Genomic DNA, 21739 nt, shown 5'->3' on the forward strand with positions numbered 1-21739 from the left:
GAGGAAATCTTGGCTGATCGCCCGACAATGACAACCAGCGCAGGATCACCAATTCCTGATAACCAGAATTCCCTGAGTGCAGGCGAGCGTGGCCCGCTTCTGCTGCAGGACTACCAGTTGATTGAAAAACTGGCACATCAGAACCGTGAACGTATTCCTGAGCGTGCCGTTCACGCCAAGGGTTGGGGTGCCTATGGCACGCTGAAGATCACTGGCGATATCTCCCGTTACACAAAGGCCAAGGCCTTGCAGCCGGGCGCTGAGACGCCGTTGATCCTGCGCTTCTCCACAGTGGCCGGTGAGCAGGGCGCTGCCGATGCCGAACGTGATGTGCGCGGTTTTGCCATCAAGTTCTACACCGAAGAAGGCAACTGGGATCTTGTTGGCAACAATACGCCGGTGTTCTTTGTGCGCGATCCGGTCAAGTTCCCTGATTTCATCCACACGCAGAAACGTCATCCGCGCACAAATATGCGTTCGGCAACTGCCATGTGGGATTTCTGGTCGCTGTCGCCTGAAAGCCTGCACCAGGTGACGATCCTGATGTCCGACCGTGGTCTGCCAACCGACGTTCGTCACATCAATGGTTATGGTTCACACACCTATTCCTTCTGGAATGATGCCGGTGAACGTTACTGGGTAAAGTTTCACTTCAAGACCCAGCAGGGCCACAAGCACTGGACCAATGAAGAGGCCGAAACCGTTATCGGTAAAACCCGCGAGTCGACGCAGGAAGACCTATTCAACGCGCTGGAAGCCGGTGAATATCCGCGTTGGACTGTACAGGTTCAGATCATGCCGGAACTGGAAGCCGAAAAGACAACCTATAACCCGTTCGATCTGACCAAGGTCTGGCCACATGCCGAGTACCCACCGATCGATATCGGCGTGATGGAGCTGAACCGTAACCCGGACAACTACTTCACCGAAATCGAAAACGCTGCCTTCTCGCCGTCCAACATCGTGCCAGGCATCGGTTATTCGCCAGACAAGATGCTGCAGGCTCGGGTGTTCTCCTATGCGGACGCACACCGTCACCGCCTCGGTACTCACTACGAGAACATTCCGGTCAACGCTCCGAAGTGTCCCGTGCATCACTACCACCGCGATGGTCAGATGAATACTTACGGTGGTATCAAGACCGGTAACCCGGATGCCTATTACGAGCCAAACTCGTTTAATGGCCCGGTAGAACAGCCGGCTGCAAAAGAGCCGCCACTGCGTATCTCCGGTGATGCCGCTCGTTACAACCACCGTATCGGCAACGACGATTACAGCCAGCCGCGCGCGCTCTTCAACCTGTTCGATGCAGGTCAGAAGCAGCGCCTGTTCTCGAACATTGCTGCAGCCATGGGTGGTGTACCCGGCTTTATCGTTGAGCGCCAGCTTGCGCATTTCCGCCAGGTTCATCCGGACTATGAAGCCGGTGTAAGAGCTGCCCTCAAGGCCGCTCACGGTTATCAGGCCGATACGATCAGCGCGGCCGAGTGAGACTAAACTGCCAGTTGAAAACGGAAAGCCGGGCTTTTGTCCGGCTTTTTGCTGTTTTCATTAAAAAGCCCGCAACGCAGTTCAACTTTCGTCAAAAAAGCTCATGCCATATCGCAACCATTGTGGTGGCAAGGGAGCTACCCGCATGTGTTTCAGGACGGGAAACAATATGCCAAGACGTGGTACGCCAGAACGCATTGAACCAAGAAAAACGCCACAACAGGATCGCAGCATCCAGCGCGTCAATGCCATTCTTGAATCGGCAACCAGACTGATTACCAAAAGCGGTGTCAGTTCCCTGACCATGACCGCTCTCGCCAAAGAGGCCGGTATTCCAATTGGGTCGATCTACCAATATTTTCCTGAAAAAGCCGCCATCCTGCGTGCGCTGTTCGACATGATCTCGAACCGTGTCGAAGATCATGTCATTCGGTCGCTGGACGAGGCGACGTCACTGGATGAACTGAAACAGCACGTTTTCGTTTTAATTGATTGGTATTATCAGGAGTGCCGCGAAAACCCCATCTATCTCAGCATCTGGCTGAGCATGGAGATGGACAAGGCGCTGGCCAGGTTGAACATCGACCAAAGCTATCGGTTGGCAGAGATTTTCATCCGTTACACCTCATCATTGCGCAGTCCACGTCCGGGCGAAGATTATGAAGCCCGCTGTAAACTACTCAGCTATTTTCTCGGCTCCTGCATGCGCTTGTCGCTGCTGAGTGATCAGGATGAGGCACAACGTCTGGTGGCGGAGTGCAAGGTGCTGATCGGTGAAAGTATCTAACACCGTTCAGACCGTCGCTCACCAACCCGGCAGCATATGTCCGGCCCGCAGCCTCGGCATTTTCGGATAACTTTTGACGTCACTATCCAGATCATCGGTTGCCACAGCCGTCAGTGAAATATTGTCGAGGCAGGCCGAGATATGGTCGGTAATGGCATTGGCAAGTGACGGCGAAATGCCCGGACGTTTCATCAGGCCGATCTGAACAGGCGGAAGTGGCGGGAAGCCATCACTGGCGGTCAGCACCTTCATGCCGGTCCTTAAGGCCGATTCCGGCAGGACCGAAACCGCCATGCCTGCCAGAACCGCAGAAGCGATAACCGTAGACGACCAACTGGTAAACAGAACCTGATAATCGCGACCGTCGGCATCCAGCGCTGAACAGGCAAGCTGGCGCCAGTGACAGTCACGACGGCCCACGGCAAGCGGTACCGGTGCATTGTCACGCAACGGGTGATTGGCGGATGCCACCCAGCAAAGCGGTTCGGTGCGAACCACGTCAGAAACACGGGCGCGGGGATTATGCGTCACCAGTGCGATATCAAGTTCGCCACGGGCCATCTTTTCCGCCAGGCTGACGGAGGGTTCGCAGACGATGTAAAGTTCGACATTGGGATGTGTCTTGGCAAAACGGCCAATAATCTCCGGCATGTACCGGTCGGCGTAGTCGTCGGGTGTACCGATGCGCAATGTGCCTTCCAGACGATTATCATCGAAAGCTGCGATTGCCTCATCATTCAGACGAATGATGCGCCGCGCATAATTCATCAGCTTCTCACCTTCGTTGGTCAGGCGGTTGCCGCGCCCGTCCTTGGTGAACAGCTGTTTGCCGATCCGCTCCTCAAGACGGCGCATCTGCATGGACACCGCAGATTGCGTTTTGAAAATACGATCGGCAGCCTTGGTGAAGCTACCTGTATCCACGATGGCGATAAATGTGTGTAGCTGATCGATATCAAGCGGGGCGGACATGGTGCATCCCATAAGAACCATTGATGACTAACATTAAAAACATTCGTTGGACTGATCAATGGGGCTGCGTCATTAAAGGTGCAACTCAATGACGATCAGGACAGTAAGCCTGATGGTCGCAATCGTGCCAAGGAAAGGATCTCATCATGAGCACGGCAGACCAGATTATTGCAAGCGGTATTTGCCAGCCGGAAAAGCGTGTCGAACTACGCAATGTTTCCCGCTTCGGCATGCGCGTGAATATGGTTTGGCGCAACCTCGTGACCCGTTTCCAGGTCAACCGCCTGACCGATCTCGATGATCGAATGTTGGCAGATATCGGTATTGTTCGTCAGGACGTACTAAAAGCCCTGAATGTGGGCTTGCTAGATGACCCCGCTCAGCAGTTAATAAAGGCAGCGGAAGTGCACGCGACCCAACGGTTCGCTCGCAAGACGCTCTGATTTTTTGAGTTTTCCCCGCAGGGTGATTGCCAATAGCCCTGCTTTTGCCCGGTGCCAGGCTATGCCGCACCGGGCTTTTTTTGTGCCCGGTGTAGCAAATTGTCTTGCCGGTTCAATGGGTTCAATGAGCCAACACTGCTGACGCAAATTCAGTACTGGTATTCTTCGTAAGCCGGATCAACCGACTGGTTCCAGCGGCCGTTATAGGCAGACAGCATGTCTTCTGCGAGTGTGGTCTTCTTGGCGATAACTTCATCAAGAGTGGACAGGAAAACTGTTTCGTCCTGACCGTCCGCGTTCAGTCTGTTGCGGTTTTTCAGGCCAAGGTGAGAAATTTTCAGAACTTCACGACCAATATCCAGCAGGCTATGGCCGGTAATTTCTGCCTTCAGTGCCTTGGTCGGCACATCGTCACGCAACTGATTGACCTGCTCGAACGACCAGTCCTTGGTCAGTTCATCGGCAGCGGACAGGGCCTCGTCGTCATAAAGTAGACCCACCCAGAAAGCCGGCAACGCACAGATTCTGCGCCATGGGCCACCGTCTGCACCACGCATTTCAAGAAAACGCTTGAGGCGAACGTCCGGAAACAGCGTCGAGAGATGGTTTGTCCAGTCACCGAGCGTCGGTTGCCAGTCCGCAATTTCGCCCTTCAATGCGCCATTCATGAACTGACGGAAGGTGATGTGTGTGCAGTTGTGATATTTTCCGTCACGCACGACGAAATACATCGGCACATCCAGCGCCCATTCGACATAGTGGTGGAAGCCGAAATCTTCTTTCAGGCTAAAGGGCAGGATACCGGAGCGGTTGTTGTCCGTATCGCGCCAGATATCTCCACGCCATGAAAGCTGGCCATTCGGCTTGCCCTCGGTAAATGGCGAGGAGGCGAACAGGGCGGTTGCAAGGGACTGCAACTTCATGCTGACGCGCATCTTGCGACGCATATCCGCTTCCGACGAGAAGTCTAGGTTCACCTGAATGGTGCAGGTCCGGTACATCATGTCCAGACCCTTGCTGCCGACCTTCGGCATATAGTCGGTCATGATGGCATAACGGGACTTAGGCATGCGCGGTGTGTCGGCAAAGCTCCAGGATGGCGTACCGCCCATACCCAGAAAACGAATGCCCAGCGGCTCTGCAATGTCACGTAGCACGGCAAGATGCTGGTTGGATTCCTTGCAGGTCTCGTGAATATTTTCCAGTGGTGCACCGGAAAGTTCAAACTGGCCACCGGGTTCGATTGAGATAGCGCCCATGCCGGTGGGTTCGGCAAGGCCGATGATGTTTTCACCGTCCATGATCGGCTCCCAGCGAAGCCGGGATTCCATGCCCTTGAGCAGGGCGGAAATGCTTGCGTCGCCAAAATAGGGCACAGGCTTATGTGTGTCGCGGAAAAACACGAACTTCTCGTGTTCAGTCCCGATGCGGAATTTCTCAACCGGCTTGTTGCCGCCTGCCAGATAGTCTGTCAGTTCCTGTTTTGAGGAGATCGGGGTCTGATCGGTAGTATCGCGAGCCATTGATGTAACCTTACTGCGCAACGTCTGTCTGTCATTCAAAAAGCCAGATAGGGCGGGACGATAGCCTCTGCAAATGAATTTCTTTCAATCATGGTTTAATGCCGATAATCGCCATCACCAGGATTGATTATTGCCAGTCTCCGATGGCCGCCTGAATAACCGCAAGTGCGGCAACAGCAGCCGTATCCGCCCGCAAAATCCGTGGGCCGAGTGGTATCGGCGTCACGCTTTGGTGGTTGCGGAGCAGCTGTCGTTCTTCTTCGGAAAAACCGCCTTCCGGGCCAATCAACAGCGCAAGTTGGCGCTCCTTGATACGTGACAGAGCGGGCAGGGGGTTCTGGCCCTCGTCGCCTTCATCGCAATAAATGATGCGGCGTGACGATGGCCAGTTCTCCAGAAGGTCGCGCAGCTTTACCGGCTGTTGCACCTGCGGTATGGCCAAGATGCCGCACTGTTCGGAGGCTTCGATTGCGTTGGCCTGCAAGCGTTCCAGATTGGTGATCTTGCCCTGTACATGCTGGGTCATGACCGGTTGTAGAATACCTGCACCCATTTCGACAGCCTTCTGGATCAGGTAATCGATACGTCCAACCTTCAAAGGAGCAAAGAGATAATGCAGGTCGCAGGGCGCTGGCTGTGACCGGGTCTGTTCCTGTGGCACCAGCACGATTTTCTTTTTCGATGGGAACGCCAGACGCGCTTTCCACTCGCCATCACGGCCGTTAAAAATCAGCACCTCTGCGCCGTCCGTCATGCGCAGCACATTGGCCAGATAGTTGAACTGTTCACTGCTGGCGGCAATGCCGGTGCCGAGGATAATGGCATCCTCGACATAAAGACGTTGCATGCGAAAATTGGCGCGCATTTTCTGCTCTTACATTCCGTTATATGAAGAGCCGGAACATAACCCAATAAAGCCAGGCTGCAAGAGTGGCGCTTGCAGGAACCGTTATCATCCAGGCCGCAATGATGGTCATGAAATGCGAACGGCGCACCAGATAACGTCTGCGCATTTCCACGGTGTCCGTTTCAAACACATTGTCGGTTGCGCGGATCGGCTGTGCACGCACCGTAAGTTTACGGCGCTTGGAATTGCGGGTGTACCACTCGCGGAAAAAGCCGACCCCAAACACCGCTCCGACGGCGGTATGTGTGGTACTGACCGGCATGCCGAGCCAGGATGCCAAGAGAACGGTCAGCGCTGTTGCGAGGGAAACGCAGAAAGCGCGCATCGGGTTAAGCTTGGTAATCTGTTCACCAACCAACCGGATCAGGCGCGGCCCGAACAGCAGGATACCGCAGGACAGCCCAAATGCGCCGATCAGCATGACCCACAACGGCACGTCAACGTCATTGCTCATCGAGTTGTTCTGCACGGCCTGTACGATTGCAGCCAAGGGGCCGACCGCATTGGATACGTCGTTTGCACCATGAGAGAAAGACAGCAACGCAGCAGAAAAAATCAGCGGTATCTGAAACAACTGGCGCAGGGACTGATTGCGGTTTTCAAGCCCTATCGACTGCTTTTTGACAAATGGCGCGCTGGCAAGCCAGGTAAGACCCGCACATAGCAATCCGATTAACAGAGAGTTGCCAACAGAAATCTGCACGATTTGCTGTACGCCGATCAGGGCCAGATAGCTCGCAAATACACCGGCCAGAATTGCCGACAGGATAGGCACCCAGAAACGTGCCGCTGCAACCTTGTCGGTACGGTAGATGATGAATTCCTTGATGAAGGCCAGGAATGCGATGGCAACCAGTCCGCCCAGCAACGGAGAGACCATCCATCCTGCGGCAATGCGCGCCATGGCAATCCAGTCAACGGCATCAAGGCCGGACGCTGCAATGCCTGCACCGGCAACACCGCCAACAATCGCGTGCGTGGTGGAAATTGGTGCTTTCAGCCAAGTCGCGAGATTGACCCACAAGGCCGCCGCTAGCAGGGCGGACATCATGATCCACACGAGGACGTCGGCATTGGCGACGTCGGACGTGTCGATAATTCCGCTCGAAATCGTGTGCACAACTCCGCCGCCCGCTAAAAGCGCGCCAGCAATTTCGAAAACGGCCGCAAGCACAAGTGCTGCGCCCATGCTGATGGCTTTTGCGCCTACCGCCGGTCCAACATTGTTGGTCACGTCGTTGGCGCCGATATTGACGGCCATGTAGGCTCCGACAGCACCAGCCGCGATAATGATCCAGACCCCCGGGCTATTGCTGACCGACGCACCCGCAAAGAAACCTGCAACGATCAGAAACAGCGTTGCAGTGGCATAATTCGCAAATTGCCTGGCAAGATAATGCGTCGCCGCCTCGACATTGGTCAGCTTGTCTAGGTCTTTGTCCAGTGTACGTTTTGTTAAGTCTGGCAATTCCATAGCCATCGTCACCTCTATGCCGGGTATCCTTTCATCCGTGGTTCAGGCGGCTTAAGGGAGGGTAGGAAAACTCATGATAACACGAGGCCTGCGAACGGAGCGCGAGGATAAAGCATTCGTTATCATGATGGGGAATATCGGTTAGTTTATGGAGCCCGCAAAATCAATATGGACGGCCCCCAAAGTCGGTATTATTATCAGATTTTGGCTGGAATGACTGTAGAAATACGCTTTCCGAAAGAACGAATGAGAGTTTTCAACTCCGGTTCATTGACGCGGCTTGCAGCTTCTTCGACGGAAACCCATTCAAGTTTACGGCTGTTCTTTTCAGGGAAGTTCTTGATCAACTCTTCAACTTCCAGTGCATGGACTTGTACCTTGCAAAGAACATTCATGCCGTTGGATAGTTTTTTCTGGTATTCGTAGAAGCCGAGAATTTCCTTTTCGACTTTACCTTTTACGCCAGCTTCCTCGTAGGCTTCCTGCGCGGCAACCGTGTGAGCCTGCTTGCCGTCCATCGGCCAGCCCTTCGGAATAACCCAACGTCCGGTATCGCGGCTCGTCAGGACCAGGATCTCAACGTCGCCCTGCTTTTTCTTGATCCGATAGCACAAAGCCGCATATTGCTGACGCGGTGGACGGCGCAGCATGAGATAAACGTCATTGGTCAATCGGTTGAGCAGGTTCAATAACGGAGTTTCCTTCCATTTGGGCATGCTTAAATATAAGCGATGTCGAATATTATGTGCAAATCATGAAAATATGATTATTCTCGATAGTCTGCGCTTCAAAAAGGACCGTCAATATCCTGTTTGCGGCATTCCGGCGACGTTCCACCGGAAATTTAAGTTTCACGCACCAGCAATCGGGTAAGCCCCTCAATAACGCCATCGGCCATCGGTAATTTCGCAATCATCAATCGATCATTTGTGTTGCCAAGCTGGCGCAGTTCATCCAGTGCATTGGCGACGATAATGCCGCGCACACCAGGAATTTCAAACATGGCGCGGTCATTGCCAGTATCGCCAGCCACGATGATATCGCTTGGTGCGATGCCCAGCGATTTTGCAAGCCAAAGGGCGGCATAGCCCTTGTTGGCATTGCGTGGCAGCACGTCCAGATCGCGACTGCTGGAATACACGATCTGGGCCTGAAGCCCCGCATGTTCCAGCCGCTGTTGAATGGCGGTAAGCGCATTCTGCGTTGAATCGTGAAGATACCAGCTTGATTTCAGCGCATGCTGATACTCATCCGGCTGCTTCTTTATGCCGTCTATACCGGACATGACGCGTTCGACGGAATGGCTATCAAAGCCGTCGGCGATGGCCGAACTGAAGTTGTCGGAAAGACTGGTATTTGTCTTGTGGTGCAACATCGTGCCGACGCCACCGATAATGAAGTCCGGTTCGGGCAGGCCGGTTTCGTCAATCAGCGCAAGCTGATCGTCCACCAGACGACCACTGTTGTAAACCAGTACCGGGCGAATATCGTCAGGCAGGGAATGCCAGAAACGCGCAAAGCGACGGGTCGCCTCTGGGTTTCCGACAACCGTGCCGTCGAGGTCAGTCGAAAAAAGCCGCATCAATCGCCGTCATTCCACGGTTCTGCCCAATCGGCTTCTTCCAGCACAGGCATCATGCTTCGCCCTTCCACCAGTGCCAGCACCTGCTGTGCAATGCCGGTCCAGGTAAACAGGCTGCGAGCCTTGTGGGCACCCATCCGCGACAGGCGGCCATACAGCCTTTCATGTTTGAAGGGCTTCATCATGGTGATGCCCAGATCCTCCTTGTCGAAAGGATCGGCAAACAGTGCGTGACGACCATAACTGACCGCCCGGAACAAACCACCGTGAATGGTCACCACAGTGGGTGTGCCACTGGCCATCGCCTCGATGGCGGTCATCCCGAAAGGTTCGTAACGGCTGGAGAGAACAAACAGGTCGGCTGCGCGGTAAATATCCGGCAAATCCTCATCTGACACGTAACCGGAGAATACGACCTTGTCCTGCAAACCAAGATCCTCGACCCTTTGCTTGAGCTGGTTGAGGATTGTTGTTTCCTGCGGATCCATGTTCTCGCCGCCAACGGCCAGATGCAGGCGAGCTTCCGGTTCGCGTTCCGCAAGAACCGAAAAGCCGTCAATCAGCAAATCATAGCCCTTGTTGGTCGCCAGCCGACCAAGCGCAAGCACGGTTTTTCCCTCGAAGCCAAAACGACTGCGCAGCATCTGGCGGGATGCTTCTGACACAGGGAAAAAGCGATTGTCATCATAACCCGGCGGAATCATGTGCACTTGCTTACGCTTGAGATTGTAGTCCTCAAGCAGCATGTCCAATTGTATTGGGGTCGTGGCGATCACCAGATCGCAGCTGCGATAGACGATCAGTTCGTGCTGGATGCGTTCCTTGAAGTTGAACTCCAGGTCGAAACTGTCTGCCTTCTCCGGGTAGTCGGTCTCCATCTGGCGTTTTTTCCAGATGCCGAGGGAGTGCGGCGTATGCAGGTGCGGCACCTTGAGCGCTTCGGACAAGCGTTGACCCGCGACACCGGCGTCCCAATAGTGACTGTTGATGAAGGAATAGGTGAGGTTGTTTTTCTTGATGAACCGCAGCGCATTCTCACACCATTCCATCATGTGGCGGTGCAGATATTCCTTGGGAATAAAATCGCCGCCGCCGCAGGGAATGCGGACCACGCGCACGCGTTCGTCAACCTCGTCGAATTCCGGCTGATCTTCAAAGCGCCGTGTATACAGGTCCACAGTGTAGCCGAGCTGCCCAAGTTTTCGGGCAAGTTCAAGCACATAGACAACCTGGCCACCGGTGTCTGCGGCGCCCAAGGGGGGATGGGCGGCCACATAGCCATGGGTCGAAACGAGTGCAATCCTTGGATAGCGATCCTGATCGGTCATGGGAAATATACATCCATCTTGGTATAATTTTTCAACTAATGAATGCAAATGCGACTTCGTTGAAAAAGTTCCATCGGAATGGTGCAGTTTCTGGTTTTTCTGTATTTCGACTGAAAAACGACGGTGTCATCGCTCCCAGTAGGGGACTGGTGCGTAAAGTGTCGTCAGGTAGTCGATGAACAGCCGCACTTTTGCAGGCAACAGTTTGCGACTGGAATAAACCGCCGAGAGCGAGACGTTTTTCGATCCCTCATAATCAGGCAAAACCTGAACGAGCGAACCGTCACGCAGTTCCTGCCCGATATCCCATGTCGAGCGCAGTGCAATGCCAAGACCGGCGATGACAGCTTCACGAATAACTTCACTCGAGTTGGTGACCAGCATGCCGTCGGGCCGCAATGTCACGGCACCATCGGGGCCCTCCAGCCGCCAACTGTCATTGTTATGGGCCGGCAGGCAGCGATGGTTGGCAAGGTCGCTGATGTCCTTCGGCAGTCCATGTGTCTCGACATAGCTGCGAGAGGCGCACAATACGCGGCGAACCGGGGCTAGGCGCCGTGCCACAAGACTTGAATCATTAAGGTCGGCGATGCGGATGGCCAGATCAAAACCGCCGGCCACAAGATCGGTGAACTCGTCGCTTAGCACCAGGTTGATGGCAAGGGCGGGATTGGCATCCATGAAGGGTTTGAGGTGGGGTGCGATATGGAGGCGCCCGAAAGAGGTGGGGGCCGAAATTTTCAGCGACCCTGAAATGGCATTGGCGCGTCCGGCGACAAAATCCTCTGCTTCGCCCAGACTGACGAGAATGCCTTGAACCCGCTCATAAAACCCCTGACCCGCTTCGGTCAATGAAAGCTGACGTGTGGTGCGCTGGAAAAGACGGACCCCAAGGCGTTCTTCAAGTCGTTTGATGCGTTTGGAAATAACCGCTGGCGAATATCCTAGGGAACGCGCCGCTTCTGACATGCTGCCGCATTGCGCCACGAGATTGAAGACTTCAAGGTCACCCAGATTGGTCAAAATCTTTTCCATTTATGCCGGAACGGTCATCAATCCAATAGCAGCAATTGCTAGCCACGTCATGGGTCAGGCAAGACGTTCCTGGCAGGTCAATCTGGTAAAATTCCAAACACGCCCTAAATGTTGAAGGCGGAAGTAAATGTTATGAATAGCGGAGGTATTTCATGGCAGACCCTATGTCCAACGAACCTGTGCGCTCCCCTGACGATAACTGGCTCGAACCGGGCAAAACCAACATCCAGCTGGTTTACATATTGTATCTGCTCAGCTTCGTTGTCGGCATTACCAGCATTGTCGGAGTTGTTATCGCCTATCTGAACAAGACAAAGGCAACCGGTTGGATGCAGTCGCATTACATCTGGGCTATCAGGACCTTTTGGATAGGCATTCTCTACGGCTTCATATCACTGATGCTGACAGTCGTTTTCATCGGTTTTCTGGGCATGCTGGCCACGATTATCTGGGTCGTTGTCCGTTGTGTCGTGGGACTGCAGAAAGCCGGTAATCAGGAACCGATCGCTGATCCCTACAAGTGGTTGATCTGACGGATCATTCAACCGGCGACAAAATCGCAAAACCATGACAGGGCGTCATCCACCCTGTCATGGATGGTGTGTCAGCCACCGAAAATGGTGCGCAGAATATCAATACCGCGATCGTTGAACGATACGTTGCCCTGCTTGTTGCCCGGGCCGACAACGATGACCTTCGTGCCGATATCGGCGCGGGCATAAAGATGTTCGACATCCTTGTTCATCATACGGATGCAGCCGGATGACATATTCAGACCGATTGTCCACGGCTGGTTTGTGCCGTGAATGCGGAAGATGGTGTCGCGTCCGCCCTGATAGAGATAAAGCGCGCGTGCGCCCAGCGGATTGTCTTCGCCACCCTTTTGAACGGCTGGCAGAATGCGGCCTTTCGCGGCTTCGCGGCGGCGCATTTCAGCAGGCGGGGTCCATGTGGGCCATTCCGCCTTACGGCCGACTTTCACAACACCGGACCAACCGAAACCATCGCGTCCGACGCCAATGCCGTAGCGGGTCGCGCGGTTCTTGCCTTCAACGAAATAGAGAAACTTGTTGTTGGTATCGACGATGATCGTGCCGGGCGTTTCGCTGGTGGAAAGACGAACGACGCGGCGTTTGTATTTTTCCTCAACCTGCTTTTTCTGAATTGCCACCGGCTGGACATCGGTGCCTGCGGGTACGTTCAACGCCTTGTCGGCGAGTGTGACTGCCTGCGCGGATGGTACGGAAATCACAGTCAGCGCTGCCATCCCCATGGCTGATGCAAGAAGATCTCTTCGGTTCATCTATGCTCCCCTCAAACCTGATACAGGCTGAAGTTAGCCAAGCCGCCCGTGAACGCAAGTCTTAACGTGCATCTGTTCCGGCAATACACGCTATACTGCCGGAATGTCATGTTCTGTTTGTCGGCTTTAAAGCCTTACATGACGATAACCTTGGTGCCGACATTGACGCGCTCATAGAGGTCGGTCACGTCCTCATTGCGCATGCGGATGCAGCCGGAAGAATTGTTGCTGCCGATTGTCCATGGCTGGTTGGTGCCGTGAATGCGGTACAGGGTCGAGCCGAGATACATGGCGCGTGCACCCATTGGATTTTGCGGACCACCTTCCATGAATGCCGGCAGATAATGACCCTTTGCCGCTTCGCGGGTGATCATTTCTTTCGGTGGTGTCCAGCTTGGCCATTCCGCTTTGCGGGTAACCTGGTGGGTGCCCGCCCATTCAAAGCCGGGCTTGCCAACGCCAACGCCGTAACGACGTGCCTTGCCATCGGCCAGAACCAGATAGAGGAAACGGTTCGGCGTATCGATAACGATTGTGCCGGCCGGATGCTGTGTCTGGTAGGATACGATCTGTGGCAGGAACTGCGGCGCGATCTGTGCCTTGGCCGGTGAATTTGGTCGTACAGCAACCTGCTGCACACCGGCCGGACGCTGGCTTGTCACGCCGTTATACTGGCGGGTTGGACGAACATTGACCGCCTGCTGGCGCTGGTAAACTGGCTGACGTACAGTCTGGCGCTGCGGTACCACCACGGGACGTGCACTGCCGCCACCAAGCTGCATTAGCCACGGTGCCGAAAGATCGGGGCTGACAATAACCGGAGGCCGTTCGCGATAGCGGTCATTTGCCAAAGCGGCTGAAGAAAAGACAGAAACAAGGCTTAATGCCAGACATAGAGACTTCATCGTCATCGGATCTACTCGTTACATGCACCGAAACATGTTTTGACGTTCTCACTTTCGGACAAGCGAATGGTAAATGCCGATTAATTAAAACAGGCGGGATCATGGAAACCTTGTCGTAAGGTTACTGCGGGGTTTTGAAACAGGGTGAATCAATGGTAATTCCATGGTGATTTGCACGAGGGATGGCATCAGATGAGTGAAAATGGGCTTCTGACGGGTCCGGATGGACAAGTGCGCTGCTCGTGGCATCAGGGGCTTGAAGATTACCGTCACTACCATGATGAAGAGTGGGGCAAGCCTGTGGTCGATGATATCAGGCTGTTTGAGAAAATCTGTCTTGAAGGGTTTCAGTCTGGCCTGTCCTGGCTGACCATCCTGCGCAAGCGCGAGGCGTTCCGCGCCGCCTTCAGTGGGTTCGATTTTTCCATCGTTGCAGCTTTTACCGAGGATGATGTGAACAGGTGCCTGGCCGACAAAGGCATTGTGCGGCATCGTGGCAAGATTGTTTCCACCATCAACAATGCGCGGCGTGCGCTGGACCTGAAACAGGAATTTGGCACGCTGGCCCATTATTTCTGGAGTTATGAACCGTCTGCGGACCAGCGTCCGGCGGTGTTCGATTATCAGGAACTGAGAGCCAACCCGACAACACCAACCTCGGTGCGATTATCTAAAGACCTGAAAAAACGTGGCTGGACATTTGTGGGCCCGACCACCGTTTATGCTTTCATGCAGGCCATGGGCATGGTCAATGATCATATCGAGGGTTGTTATTGCCGGAACCGGGTGAAAAAACTGCGCGCGGAGTTTGTACGTCCTTGAGCGACGAGTTGAAAAAACGCCATTTTCTGATGTTGCTTCTTGCATCATGTGCCGCGCCAATCACGGCAGTGGCACAAGATGAGAGGCCGTCATGGCTCAACCCTGGCGAAGTGCTGAAAGATCTTGGCTCTTTTACGCCGGAAGGTCTGCATGTCGGCGGCTGGACGCGTCAAGGCAGAGGCAATGTCTACCGTCTCAATGTCAAGGCGGGCGACGCCATGCGGATCACACTTACGTCCTCAAGCGAATTCTTGAATTTTGCGGTTTTCGATATGGCCGATCCCGATGACGACGCAATTTTTTTCAGCGATGCCGGGGTGAAGGTCGCCACTCTAAAGGCTAACAAGGATAGCTGGTGGCTTATCCGTCCCATTCTTATCCTCAGTGCACCACGCCGCGGGTTGGGTGCTCATTACGATTTACGTATCGAGAAAAACTGACGCCGATGCCTGCGTCTTTACTGATATAAGGGAGAATGCGCCCATCAGGCGCATTCCCTTTTTTATTGTTTAGTGGCCTTTGCTTTTCAGCCATTCCTTCATCATGACAATCTCGCCTTCTTGCGCCTTGATGACCTCTTCGGCCAGCTTGCGAATTTCAGGATCCTTGCCGTATTGCAGCTGAATGCGGGCCATATCGATAGCGCCCTGATGGTGCGGGATCATGCCACGTACGAAATCTACGTCGGTATCACCGGTAAATTCCAGCGACATGTCGCCGTGCATCTTGTCATTCGCTTCCATGAACGCCTTGGTCGATGGGCTCTCTTGCGTTTGAGCCGCCGCGCCATGACCGGCATGGCTGTTGGTGTCTTGCGCCAGGGGTTGGCCAGCGAGCATCGCAGCAAAGGCCGCCGTCAAAAGAAGTGTTTTGGTCATGAGTATAAATCCTGAGTTCTCATTGTTTCAGGGTAAAGCGGATGATCCGCGGTTTTGATTTTGAACGATAAGAAATCAGGATCGGGGAGGCGGGATCGGTGGCGCAGAGCCGGAGGTCAGGAAAACGTCACCAAAATCCGGTACCGGATAGACGAAGATGTGTTTTCCGCTCTCGAAAACAGTGATGTGCGGTGCTGTCGTCAGACAGGCGGTACATAAGCCACTGTGTTTCATGTCTCCGCGGTGCGGGCAGGGTTCGCCTTTCTGGGCCGCCTGCTGCTGATGCGCGGAAGTGTGGTCGACCTTTTTATGATCTGAATGAGAGGACTTATCGCCTATCATGTCCTGCATGATGGGGCGAACGTTCATCGGCTGAATGAGAAAAGCAGACTGTGCCGGGATCAACCCGTAAAACAGCCATGCCAAGATCATCAATGCTTTTGCCGCAAATCGCATAGGCTGATTTAAAGCTGGCGATCAGCGCACGTCAACAGCAATCACCTTGTGCACGACTTTGTAATCGCGGCTCTCTTCACCCAATGGCACCACCGGCCATACCCAGTCTGAAACAGGTGTTGGCGTTTCCACGCCATACAACAGATCTACGGTTTCATGGGTGTTTCCGTTACGATCGATAACCGTGTAGTCGGTATCGGTCAGCAGACAGACTGCGCAGGGCAGGTTTTCCAACCCCTCGACATGCGCCTTGATCAGCCGGGGCAGAACGTCCTGTTCTCTGGTTTCCAGCCCGTGTTTCGACAGTCGGTCGCGGGCACCGGTGCCGATCTGTGAAAGCACGTTGGCTGAAACGACAAAATCGAGATAGGGCACCAGCCGCAGAAACCCTAGTGGCTCACCGGGTCGATCTTCCGCTGCGTCTTCATAACCGGAGAGGTCGCGGTAAACGAATCGCAGGTTTTTCAGTTTGCGGAATGATTGTTCGAGCTTCACGCTGGCCGGGTGGACAAGATCGATCAACACGACGGTGTCGAACAGTCGACAGAGCTCTCTGACGGGCACATCGCGCCAAAGGCCGGAGCCCAGCACGACAGCGGTTCGCCGTTGCCGCAGTTTAGCAGCGCGTTCCAGTATGGTGCGCTTACAGTTTTCTTCATGCACCTTCCAATCCTGTGTGCAGCGTTTGGCACGCGCCCACAGGTTTATGCTGTAACGAATATAAGGCCGGAACTCCCGTGGAGTGACGGCAAACGTGGCAGCATAATGGATGGCTTCGAGAATCATGATGCCTTTATCGGTTTTTTGCAGGGTGTTTGAAAGAGTTTGCTGGCGGAAGCCGCGCTCGTATTGAGCGCGGCGTAACACGTTAGGCGCGGTGAGGGGCTACCAAAAGCCCGACGATCCTGCGCACCAGCGGCAGCACAAGAAGAAGCGTCGGGAAGGCAACCATCCACGACAGGCCCCATGCCGACATCCATTCACGTGCCGAGAAATCGCTGATACCGACCGCCTTGACGGTGGCAATCAGCGACACGATGAAGGTCATGATGATCGACAGGATCAAAGGTGTCAGAAGCGCACCATATTTCGCGGGTAAGCGTGACAGTTTCATAAAGCTTCGCTTTCTGGAAATTCGTCTTCATGGACAGCACCTTGGATAAGCGCCCTCCGGATGACGAAGGGTTAGGTGCGTTGCTTGACGTCAGACGCTTACGGTTGCTGCATGCAACGGGCAAGCGACTAACAGATGGTATGGCGCTTCGCAAGCGCTTAGGATGCGGGAAGCCGTACTGATAAAAGCGGCTTTGGGTCGATCCCTTGCTGCGACAAAATCCAATCGGCAGGACTTGTGCTGATTTATCGACCGCTGGCCCATTCTCTGAGGCCAGATTGGTCGTGTTCGTGCTTGCCGCATGCAGCCCGATCCTCTAAGAACCGGCATTATCCTGAAGAAGACCGGAATGGTAAAAATGAGTGAAAAGCAGAAGAAACCGCAGAAACTGAAAGCACGCTTGCCGCGTGGATTTGTGGACCGTTCGGCTGCCGACATTCATGCCACCAATGAAATGGTCGAAAAAATCCGCAAGGTGTACGAACTTTACGGTTTCGATCCGATCGAAACACCGCTGTTCGAATACACCGATGCGCTTGGAAAATTCCTGCCCGACAGTGATCGCCCAAATGAAGGCGTGTTCTCGCTGCAGGACGATGATGAACAGTGGATGAGCGCCCGCTACGATTTGACCGCGCCTCTCGCCCGTCATGTCGCAGAAAATTTCAACGAAATTCAGCTGCCATTCCGCACTTACCGCGCTGGCTATGTGTTCCGCAACGAAAAGCCGGGTCCCGGCCGTTTCCGGCAGTTCATGCAATTTGATGCTGACACGGTTGGTGCTGCCGGTGTGCAGGCCGATGCTGAAATGTGCATGATGATGGCCGATACGCTGGAAGCGTTGGGCATCAAGCGTGGCGATTACGTTATTCGCGTCAACAACCGCAAGGTTCTCGACGGCGTTATGGAAGCATTGGGTCTGGGTGGCGACGAAAATGCTGCCCGCCGTCTTAACGTTCTGCGTGCCATCGACAAGCTGGACAAGTTTGGCCCTGAAGGCGTCAAGCTGCTGCTCGGTCCCGGCCGCAAGGATGAGTCAGGCGATTTCACCAAGGGCGCAGGCCTTGATGACGGACAGATCGAAAAGGTTCTGTTCTTCGTAGGTATCAAGAATTACGCGGAAAGCGCCGCTGATCTGGCAGCACTCGTTGCCGGCACCTCGAAGGGTGAAGAAGGCGTCGAAGAACTGAATATCATCGGCGCGCTGGTGACCAGTGCCGGTTACGATGAAACCCGCATCAAGATCGACCCGTCCGTCGTGCGTGGTCTCGAATATTACACTGGCCCGGTTTACGAAGCTGAACTGACCTTCGACGTTACCAATGACAAGGGTGACAAGGTCGTATTCGGTTCAGTCGGCGGCGGTGGCCGATACGATGGTCTGGTATCCCGCTTCATGGGCCAGCCTGTTCCGGCGACCGGTTTCTCCATTGGTGTTTCGCGCCTGATGACGGCGCTGAAGAACCTTGGCAAGCTTGGCCAGCAAAAGGCACTGGCGCCTGTGTTGATTACCGTCATGGACGGTGATGTGGAAAGCATGGGCCGTTACCAGCGTTTCACACAGGCACTGCGCGCCGAAGGCATCCGCGCCGAAATGTATCAGGGCAACTGGAAGAAGTTCGGCAACCAGCTGAAATATGCCGACCGCCTAGGTTCTCCTGTCGCCATCATTCAAGGCGGTGATGAGCGTGCGCAGAGCGTCGTTCAGATCAAGGATCTGATCGAGGGTAAGCGACTTTCCGGCGAGATCGAGGACAATGCGACTTGGCGTGAAGCACGTGTGGCGCAGGAAACCGTTCCGGAAGCTGAACTCGTTGCCAAGGTAAAGGAAATTCTGGCCGCACAGGCTGACGACCGGGCGCGGGCAGGGTAACATGCCTTTCATCGACATGCCGGATTTTGCCGGTGAACTGCTGGATGAATTTGCCAAGCGCAAGACAGTGCGCATCGATACGCCTGTCATTCAGCCCGCCGAACCGTTTCTGGATATGGCGGGCGAAGATTTGCGCCGCCGTATTTTCCTGACCGAAAGCGAAACCGGCGCTAGCCTTTGCCTGCGCCCGGAATTCACCATTCCCGTTTGCCTTCGCCACATCGAAACGGCAACCGGGACGCCGAAACGTTATTCGTATATGGGGCAGGTATTTCGCCAGCGTCGTGAAGGCGCCAACGAATTTTACCAGGCCGGTATCGAGGATTTGGGCGATGCGGATATCGCTGCATCTGACGCCCGCGCCATCGTTGACGCAACGGCGGTCCTTAACAGACTTTTGCCATCGCAGACGCTGTCGATAACGCTGGGCGACCAGAAGGTTTTCGAAGCGGTTGTTGCAGCCCTTGGCCTGCCATCCGGTTGGCAAAAGCGGCTTGTGCAGGCATTTGGCAATATCCAGCAACTGGAAGCCCTGCTCGAGGGACTGATCAATCCAAAACCGGTAACGGGACTGGATTCGCGGGTAGCAGGCCTGCTTGCCTCAGGCGATGAAACGGAGCTTGTCGGTTACATCGATACCGTCATGCAGCAGACCGGTTATTCCACCAATGCAAGCCGCGCACCGGCAGAAATTGCCCGACGTCTGCGCGAAAAGCTGGCATTGGCGGCCACCCGTCTTTCCGACCATAATTTCAACACCCTGAAGACATTCCTGTCCTTGAAGGCGCCATTGTCAGGTGCATCCGAGGCGCTTGCCGCCTTTGCGCAGGAGGCCGGTTTGCAGCTCGGCGCAGCTCTCTCCACCTTCGATGGCCGTGTGGCTGCGCTGGCAAATTCCGGTGCCGACTTGGATAACATTCAGTACAAGGCAGCCTTCGGGCGTCCGCTGGACTATTACACCGGCCTTGTGTTCGAAATCACCAAAACTGGCAGTGTTGAAGTGCTGGCGGGTGGCGGACGTTTTGACCGGCTCATGACGCTGCTCGGCGCAACGGATCGTATCCCCGCCGTTGGCTTCTCCCTGTGGCTGGACCGTATTGAAATGGCGAGGGCTTCCAAATGACCATCACCATTGGCCTGCCCTCCAAGGGTCGCATGAAAGAGGAATCCTCTGCCATTCTCGAACGGGCAGGCATGAAGATTTCTGCCATAGGCAATGATCGTTCCTATCGCGCCCGTGTTGACGGACGCGACGACATCGAGATCGCCTATCTGTCTGCCTCTGAGATTGCTCGTGAGATCGGCAATGGCACCGTAGACTTCGGCGTGACCGGTGAAGATCTTGTGCGCGAAGGACTTGATAATGCCGATGGACGTGTCGAATTTTGTGCACGCCTCGGTTTTGGTCGTGCGGATGTTGTTGTGGCCGTGCCGGAGATCTGGCTGGATGTCGACAGCATGGCGGATCTTGGTGATGTGGCGGCCGAATTTCGTGCGCGCCATGGACGTCGTTTGGCCATTGCCACGAAATACTGGCGTCTGACGCAGCAGTATTTTTCCGGCAGCCATGGCATTCAACTTTATCGCATTGTCGAAAGCCTTGGTGCCACCGAAGGCGCACCTGCTGCAGGTCAAGCAGATATCATCGTTGATATCACCTCGACGGGTTCGACACTGAAGGCAAACCACCTAAAGATCTTGTCGGATGGCGTCATCCTGCGCTCCGAGGCCTGCTTTGTGCGGGCACGCAAGCCTGAACATGAGGGCGATGCGGTAGTGAAAGATATCATCACCCGCGTGCAGTCTGCCCTTTAGACTGTCGGTTTCTGTACTGTTCATTTATGATGGCCTGCCTGAAGAGGGAGGCTATCATGCATATTAGCGGGCAATGCCACTGTGGCCATGTCAAATTTGAAGCGGAAGCCGATCCGAGCCGTGTGGGCATTTGCCATTGCACTGATTGCCAGAGACTAACCGGCTCACCCTTCCGCGTCACACTGCTCGTTCCGAGGGCCGATCTTAAAATTCTCGATAACCAACCCAAGCTCTACCGGAAGGTCGGTGATAACGGCCGTGCCCGCCGGCAATATTTTTGTCCAGAGTGCGGTTCGCCCCTGTTTACCAGCGGCGAGGGCGAGGACGAGAAGGAATGGGGAATTCGATGGGGCAGCATCAACGAGCGTGATGTGTTGGCTCCCAAAGCCCAGATATGGGCGCGCTCCTCAGTGGCATGGCTGTCGCAGATCGATGATCTTCCATCCCATGAGAAAGACTATGTGGAATAAAAAACCGCCGGAACAATCCGGCGGTTTTTGTGTTTTTCAAGAAGGGCTTATTAGCCGCGACGACCATCGATGGAATAGGCGCCAGCGCCAGCTGCTGCCAGGCCGAGGAAACCACCTGCGACCGCAATGTTTTTCCAGAAGATTAAGCCGTTGAACATGGTCAGGAGGTTGTTTGCGCCTTCAGGAAAGTCGGGGACAACAATCGGGCCATTATGGAAGACGAATGCGGTGAACAAGCAGAAGAGCGCGAGAGCAAATGCTGCAATCTTCGTTTGGAAACCGAGAAGGATCGCAAGACCGGAAACGACTTCAAAGATGCCGGCAATGTAAGCAAGCGCGGTTGCGGCAGGCAGGCCAGCGCCGGCGATCATGCCAGCGGTGCCGGACGGATCGATGAGTTTAGGAAAACCTGCGAGCAGGAACATGGCGGCAAGAAGTACGCGTGCGCCAAGCAAGATCAGGCTGTTGGTATTGGAATTTGTTGCAGACATATAAGGCTCCATGCGCCGTGTAGGCGATTGTGTGTGATGCTGAATTCTGCAACCATATTTGGATCAGTTT

General features: G+C 54.6%; 25 protein-coding genes. 10 read left to right on the top strand and 15 right to left on the bottom strand.

All coding sequences use genetic code 11. The features are described 5' to 3' along the window. The first annotated feature begins 9 nt into the window (after positions 1 to 9). Positions 10 to 1491 carry a catalase KatA gene (katA, locus tag HGO37_RS12915; RefSeq protein WP_250983615.1) on the top strand — a complete coding sequence of 494 codons (1482 nt, stop codon included), beginning with the start codon at positions 10 to 12 and terminating at the stop codon, positions 1489 to 1491. A gap of 169 nt (positions 1492 to 1660) precedes the next feature. Then, positions 1661 to 2278 carry a TetR/AcrR family transcriptional regulator gene (locus HGO37_RS12920; protein ID WP_250983616.1) on the top strand — a complete coding sequence of 206 codons (618 nt, stop codon included), beginning with the start codon at positions 1661 to 1663 and terminating at the stop codon, positions 2276 to 2278. Between the two features lie 18 nt (positions 2279 to 2296). On the opposite strand, the gene HGO37_RS12925 is transcribed toward HGO37_RS12920, so the two are convergent. After that, positions 2297 to 3250 (bottom strand): LysR substrate-binding domain-containing protein, encoded by a 954-nt coding sequence (locus HGO37_RS12925; RefSeq protein ID WP_250983617.1) that lies wholly within the window; start codon positions 3248 to 3250, stop codon positions 2297 to 2299. 146 nt (positions 3251 to 3396) lie between these two features. On the opposite strand from HGO37_RS12925, the gene HGO37_RS12930 reads away from it, so the two are divergent. Further along, a complete protein-coding gene (locus tag HGO37_RS12930; RefSeq protein WP_192487065.1) occupies positions 3397 to 3693 on the top strand; it encodes a DUF1127 domain-containing protein in 297 nt (98 codons plus the stop codon). A 149-nt stretch (positions 3694 to 3842) separates the two neighbouring features. Here the strand turns inward: HGO37_RS12930 and HGO37_RS12935 are convergent, their stop codons facing one another. From HGO37_RS12935 to HGO37_RS12965, 7 genes are all read right to left on the bottom strand, one after another. Beyond that, complete coding sequence (locus HGO37_RS12935) at positions 3843 to 5216, bottom strand: glutamate--cysteine ligase (protein ID WP_250983618.1); 1374 nt, start codon at positions 5214 to 5216, stop codon at positions 3843 to 3845. A 127-nt stretch (positions 5217 to 5343) separates the two neighbouring features. Beyond that, positions 5344 to 6081, bottom strand: a complete 738-nt coding sequence (locus HGO37_RS12940) for a 16S rRNA (uracil(1498)-N(3))-methyltransferase (RefSeq protein ID WP_250983619.1) — start codon at positions 6079 to 6081, stop codon at positions 5344 to 5346. Between the two features lie 19 nt (positions 6082 to 6100). Continuing rightward, positions 6101 to 7603 (bottom strand): inorganic phosphate transporter, encoded by a 1503-nt coding sequence (locus tag HGO37_RS12945; RefSeq protein WP_250983620.1) that lies wholly within the window; start codon positions 7601 to 7603, stop codon positions 6101 to 6103. Between the two features lie 191 nt (positions 7604 to 7794). Next, entirely contained in the window at positions 7795 to 8286 is a 492-nt protein-coding gene (locus tag HGO37_RS12950) for an NUDIX hydrolase (protein ID WP_250983621.1), read from the bottom strand. A 155-nt stretch (positions 8287 to 8441) separates the two neighbouring features. Beyond that, the gene (locus HGO37_RS12955; protein ID WP_250983622.1) at positions 8442 to 9179 is read right to left on the bottom strand and encodes an HAD-IIB family hydrolase; all 738 of its coding nucleotides are present in this window, start codon (positions 9177 to 9179) and stop codon (positions 8442 to 8444) included. Continuing rightward, a complete protein-coding gene (locus tag HGO37_RS12960) occupies positions 9179 to 10507 on the bottom strand; it encodes a glycosyltransferase family 4 protein (protein WP_285200574.1) in 1329 nt (442 codons plus the stop codon). Before HGO37_RS12960 ends, HGO37_RS12955 begins: the two co-directional genes overlap by 1 nt. Before the next feature lie 126 nt (positions 10508 to 10633). Further along, on the bottom strand, positions 10634 to 11530 hold the full coding sequence (locus tag HGO37_RS12965; RefSeq protein WP_250983623.1) for a LysR family transcriptional regulator: 897 nt from the start codon (positions 11528 to 11530) through the stop codon (positions 10634 to 10636). Between the two features lie 164 nt (positions 11531 to 11694). On the opposite strand from HGO37_RS12965, the gene HGO37_RS12970 reads away from it, so the two are divergent. Then, positions 11695 to 12075 (top strand): DUF4870 family protein, encoded by a 381-nt coding sequence (locus HGO37_RS12970; protein WP_250983624.1) that lies wholly within the window; start codon positions 11695 to 11697, stop codon positions 12073 to 12075. A 71-nt stretch (positions 12076 to 12146) separates the two neighbouring features. On the opposite strand, the gene HGO37_RS12975 is transcribed toward HGO37_RS12970, so the two are convergent. Continuing rightward, entirely contained in the window at positions 12147 to 12845 is a 699-nt protein-coding gene (locus tag HGO37_RS12975; protein ID WP_250983625.1) for a L,D-transpeptidase, read from the bottom strand. A 134-nt stretch (positions 12846 to 12979) separates the two neighbouring features. Further along, positions 12980 to 13756, bottom strand: coding sequence for a L,D-transpeptidase (locus tag HGO37_RS12980; RefSeq protein WP_250983626.1), 777 nt, complete (start codon positions 13754 to 13756; stop codon positions 12980 to 12982). Between the two features lie 186 nt (positions 13757 to 13942). Here HGO37_RS12980 and HGO37_RS12985 point away from each other — a divergent pair, with 186 nt between their 5' ends. Together HGO37_RS12985 and HGO37_RS12990 are read left to right on the top strand one after the other, a co-directional pair. Then, positions 13943 to 14572: a DNA-3-methyladenine glycosylase I gene (locus tag HGO37_RS12985; protein ID WP_250983627.1), complete on the top strand. Its 630-nt coding sequence runs from the start codon at positions 13943 to 13945 to the stop codon at positions 14570 to 14572. Beyond that, positions 14569 to 15012 carry a hypothetical protein gene (locus HGO37_RS12990; RefSeq protein ID WP_250983628.1) on the top strand — a complete coding sequence of 148 codons (444 nt, stop codon included), beginning with the start codon at positions 14569 to 14571 and terminating at the stop codon, positions 15010 to 15012. Before HGO37_RS12985 ends, HGO37_RS12990 begins: the two co-directional genes overlap by 4 nt. A gap of 69 nt (positions 15013 to 15081) precedes the next feature. On the opposite strand, the gene copM is transcribed toward HGO37_RS12990, so the two are convergent. The 4 genes from copM to HGO37_RS13010 all read right to left on the bottom strand — a co-directional run bounded on the left by copM (position 15082) and on the right by HGO37_RS13010 (position 17020). Continuing rightward, entirely contained in the window at positions 15082 to 15450 is a 369-nt protein-coding gene (copM, locus tag HGO37_RS12995) for a CopM family metallochaperone (RefSeq protein ID WP_502941416.1), read from the bottom strand. A 75-nt stretch (positions 15451 to 15525) separates the two neighbouring features. Further along, positions 15526 to 15882 carry a hypothetical protein gene (locus tag HGO37_RS13000; protein ID WP_250983629.1) on the bottom strand — a complete coding sequence of 119 codons (357 nt, stop codon included), beginning with the start codon at positions 15880 to 15882 and terminating at the stop codon, positions 15526 to 15528. 45 nt (positions 15883 to 15927) lie between these two features. Beyond that, positions 15928 to 16692 carry a hypothetical protein gene (locus HGO37_RS13005; protein ID WP_250983630.1) on the bottom strand — a complete coding sequence of 255 codons (765 nt, stop codon included), beginning with the start codon at positions 16690 to 16692 and terminating at the stop codon, positions 15928 to 15930. An 82-nt stretch (positions 16693 to 16774) separates the two neighbouring features. Continuing rightward, on the bottom strand, positions 16775 to 17020 hold the full coding sequence (locus HGO37_RS13010) for a DUF2798 domain-containing protein (RefSeq protein ID WP_192487078.1): 246 nt from the start codon (positions 17018 to 17020) through the stop codon (positions 16775 to 16777). 358 nt (positions 17021 to 17378) lie between these two features. On the opposite strand from HGO37_RS13010, the gene hisS reads away from it, so the two are divergent. The 4 genes from hisS to HGO37_RS13030 are packed head-to-tail and all read left to right on the top strand — an operon-like array spanning position 17379 to position 21178. After that, positions 17379 to 18893: a histidine--tRNA ligase gene (gene hisS / locus HGO37_RS13015; protein ID WP_250983631.1), complete on the top strand. Its 1515-nt coding sequence runs from the start codon at positions 17379 to 17381 to the stop codon at positions 18891 to 18893. 1 nt (position 18894) lies between these two features. Next, positions 18895 to 20016, top strand: a complete 1122-nt coding sequence (locus tag HGO37_RS13020) for an ATP phosphoribosyltransferase regulatory subunit (protein WP_250983632.1) — start codon at positions 18895 to 18897, stop codon at positions 20014 to 20016. Next, entirely contained in the window at positions 20013 to 20708 is a 696-nt protein-coding gene (gene hisG, locus HGO37_RS13025; protein ID WP_250983633.1) for an ATP phosphoribosyltransferase, read from the top strand. The genes HGO37_RS13020 and hisG overlap by 4 nt, the downstream gene beginning before the upstream one ends. A gap of 56 nt (positions 20709 to 20764) precedes the next feature. Continuing rightward, complete coding sequence (locus HGO37_RS13030; protein ID WP_250983634.1) at positions 20765 to 21178, top strand: GFA family protein; 414 nt, start codon at positions 20765 to 20767, stop codon at positions 21176 to 21178. Positions 21179 to 21228: 50 nt separating this feature from the next. Here the strand turns inward: HGO37_RS13030 and HGO37_RS13035 are convergent, their stop codons facing one another. Next, entirely contained in the window at positions 21229 to 21669 is a 441-nt protein-coding gene (locus HGO37_RS13035) for a DoxX family protein (RefSeq protein WP_250983635.1), read from the bottom strand. Between the last annotated feature and the right edge of the window lie 70 nt (positions 21670 to 21739).

Origin of the sequence: Rhizobium sp. CG4, from assembly GCF_023701965.1 — a bacterium.
GTDB lineage: Bacteria > Pseudomonadota > Alphaproteobacteria > Rhizobiales > Rhizobiaceae > Agrobacterium.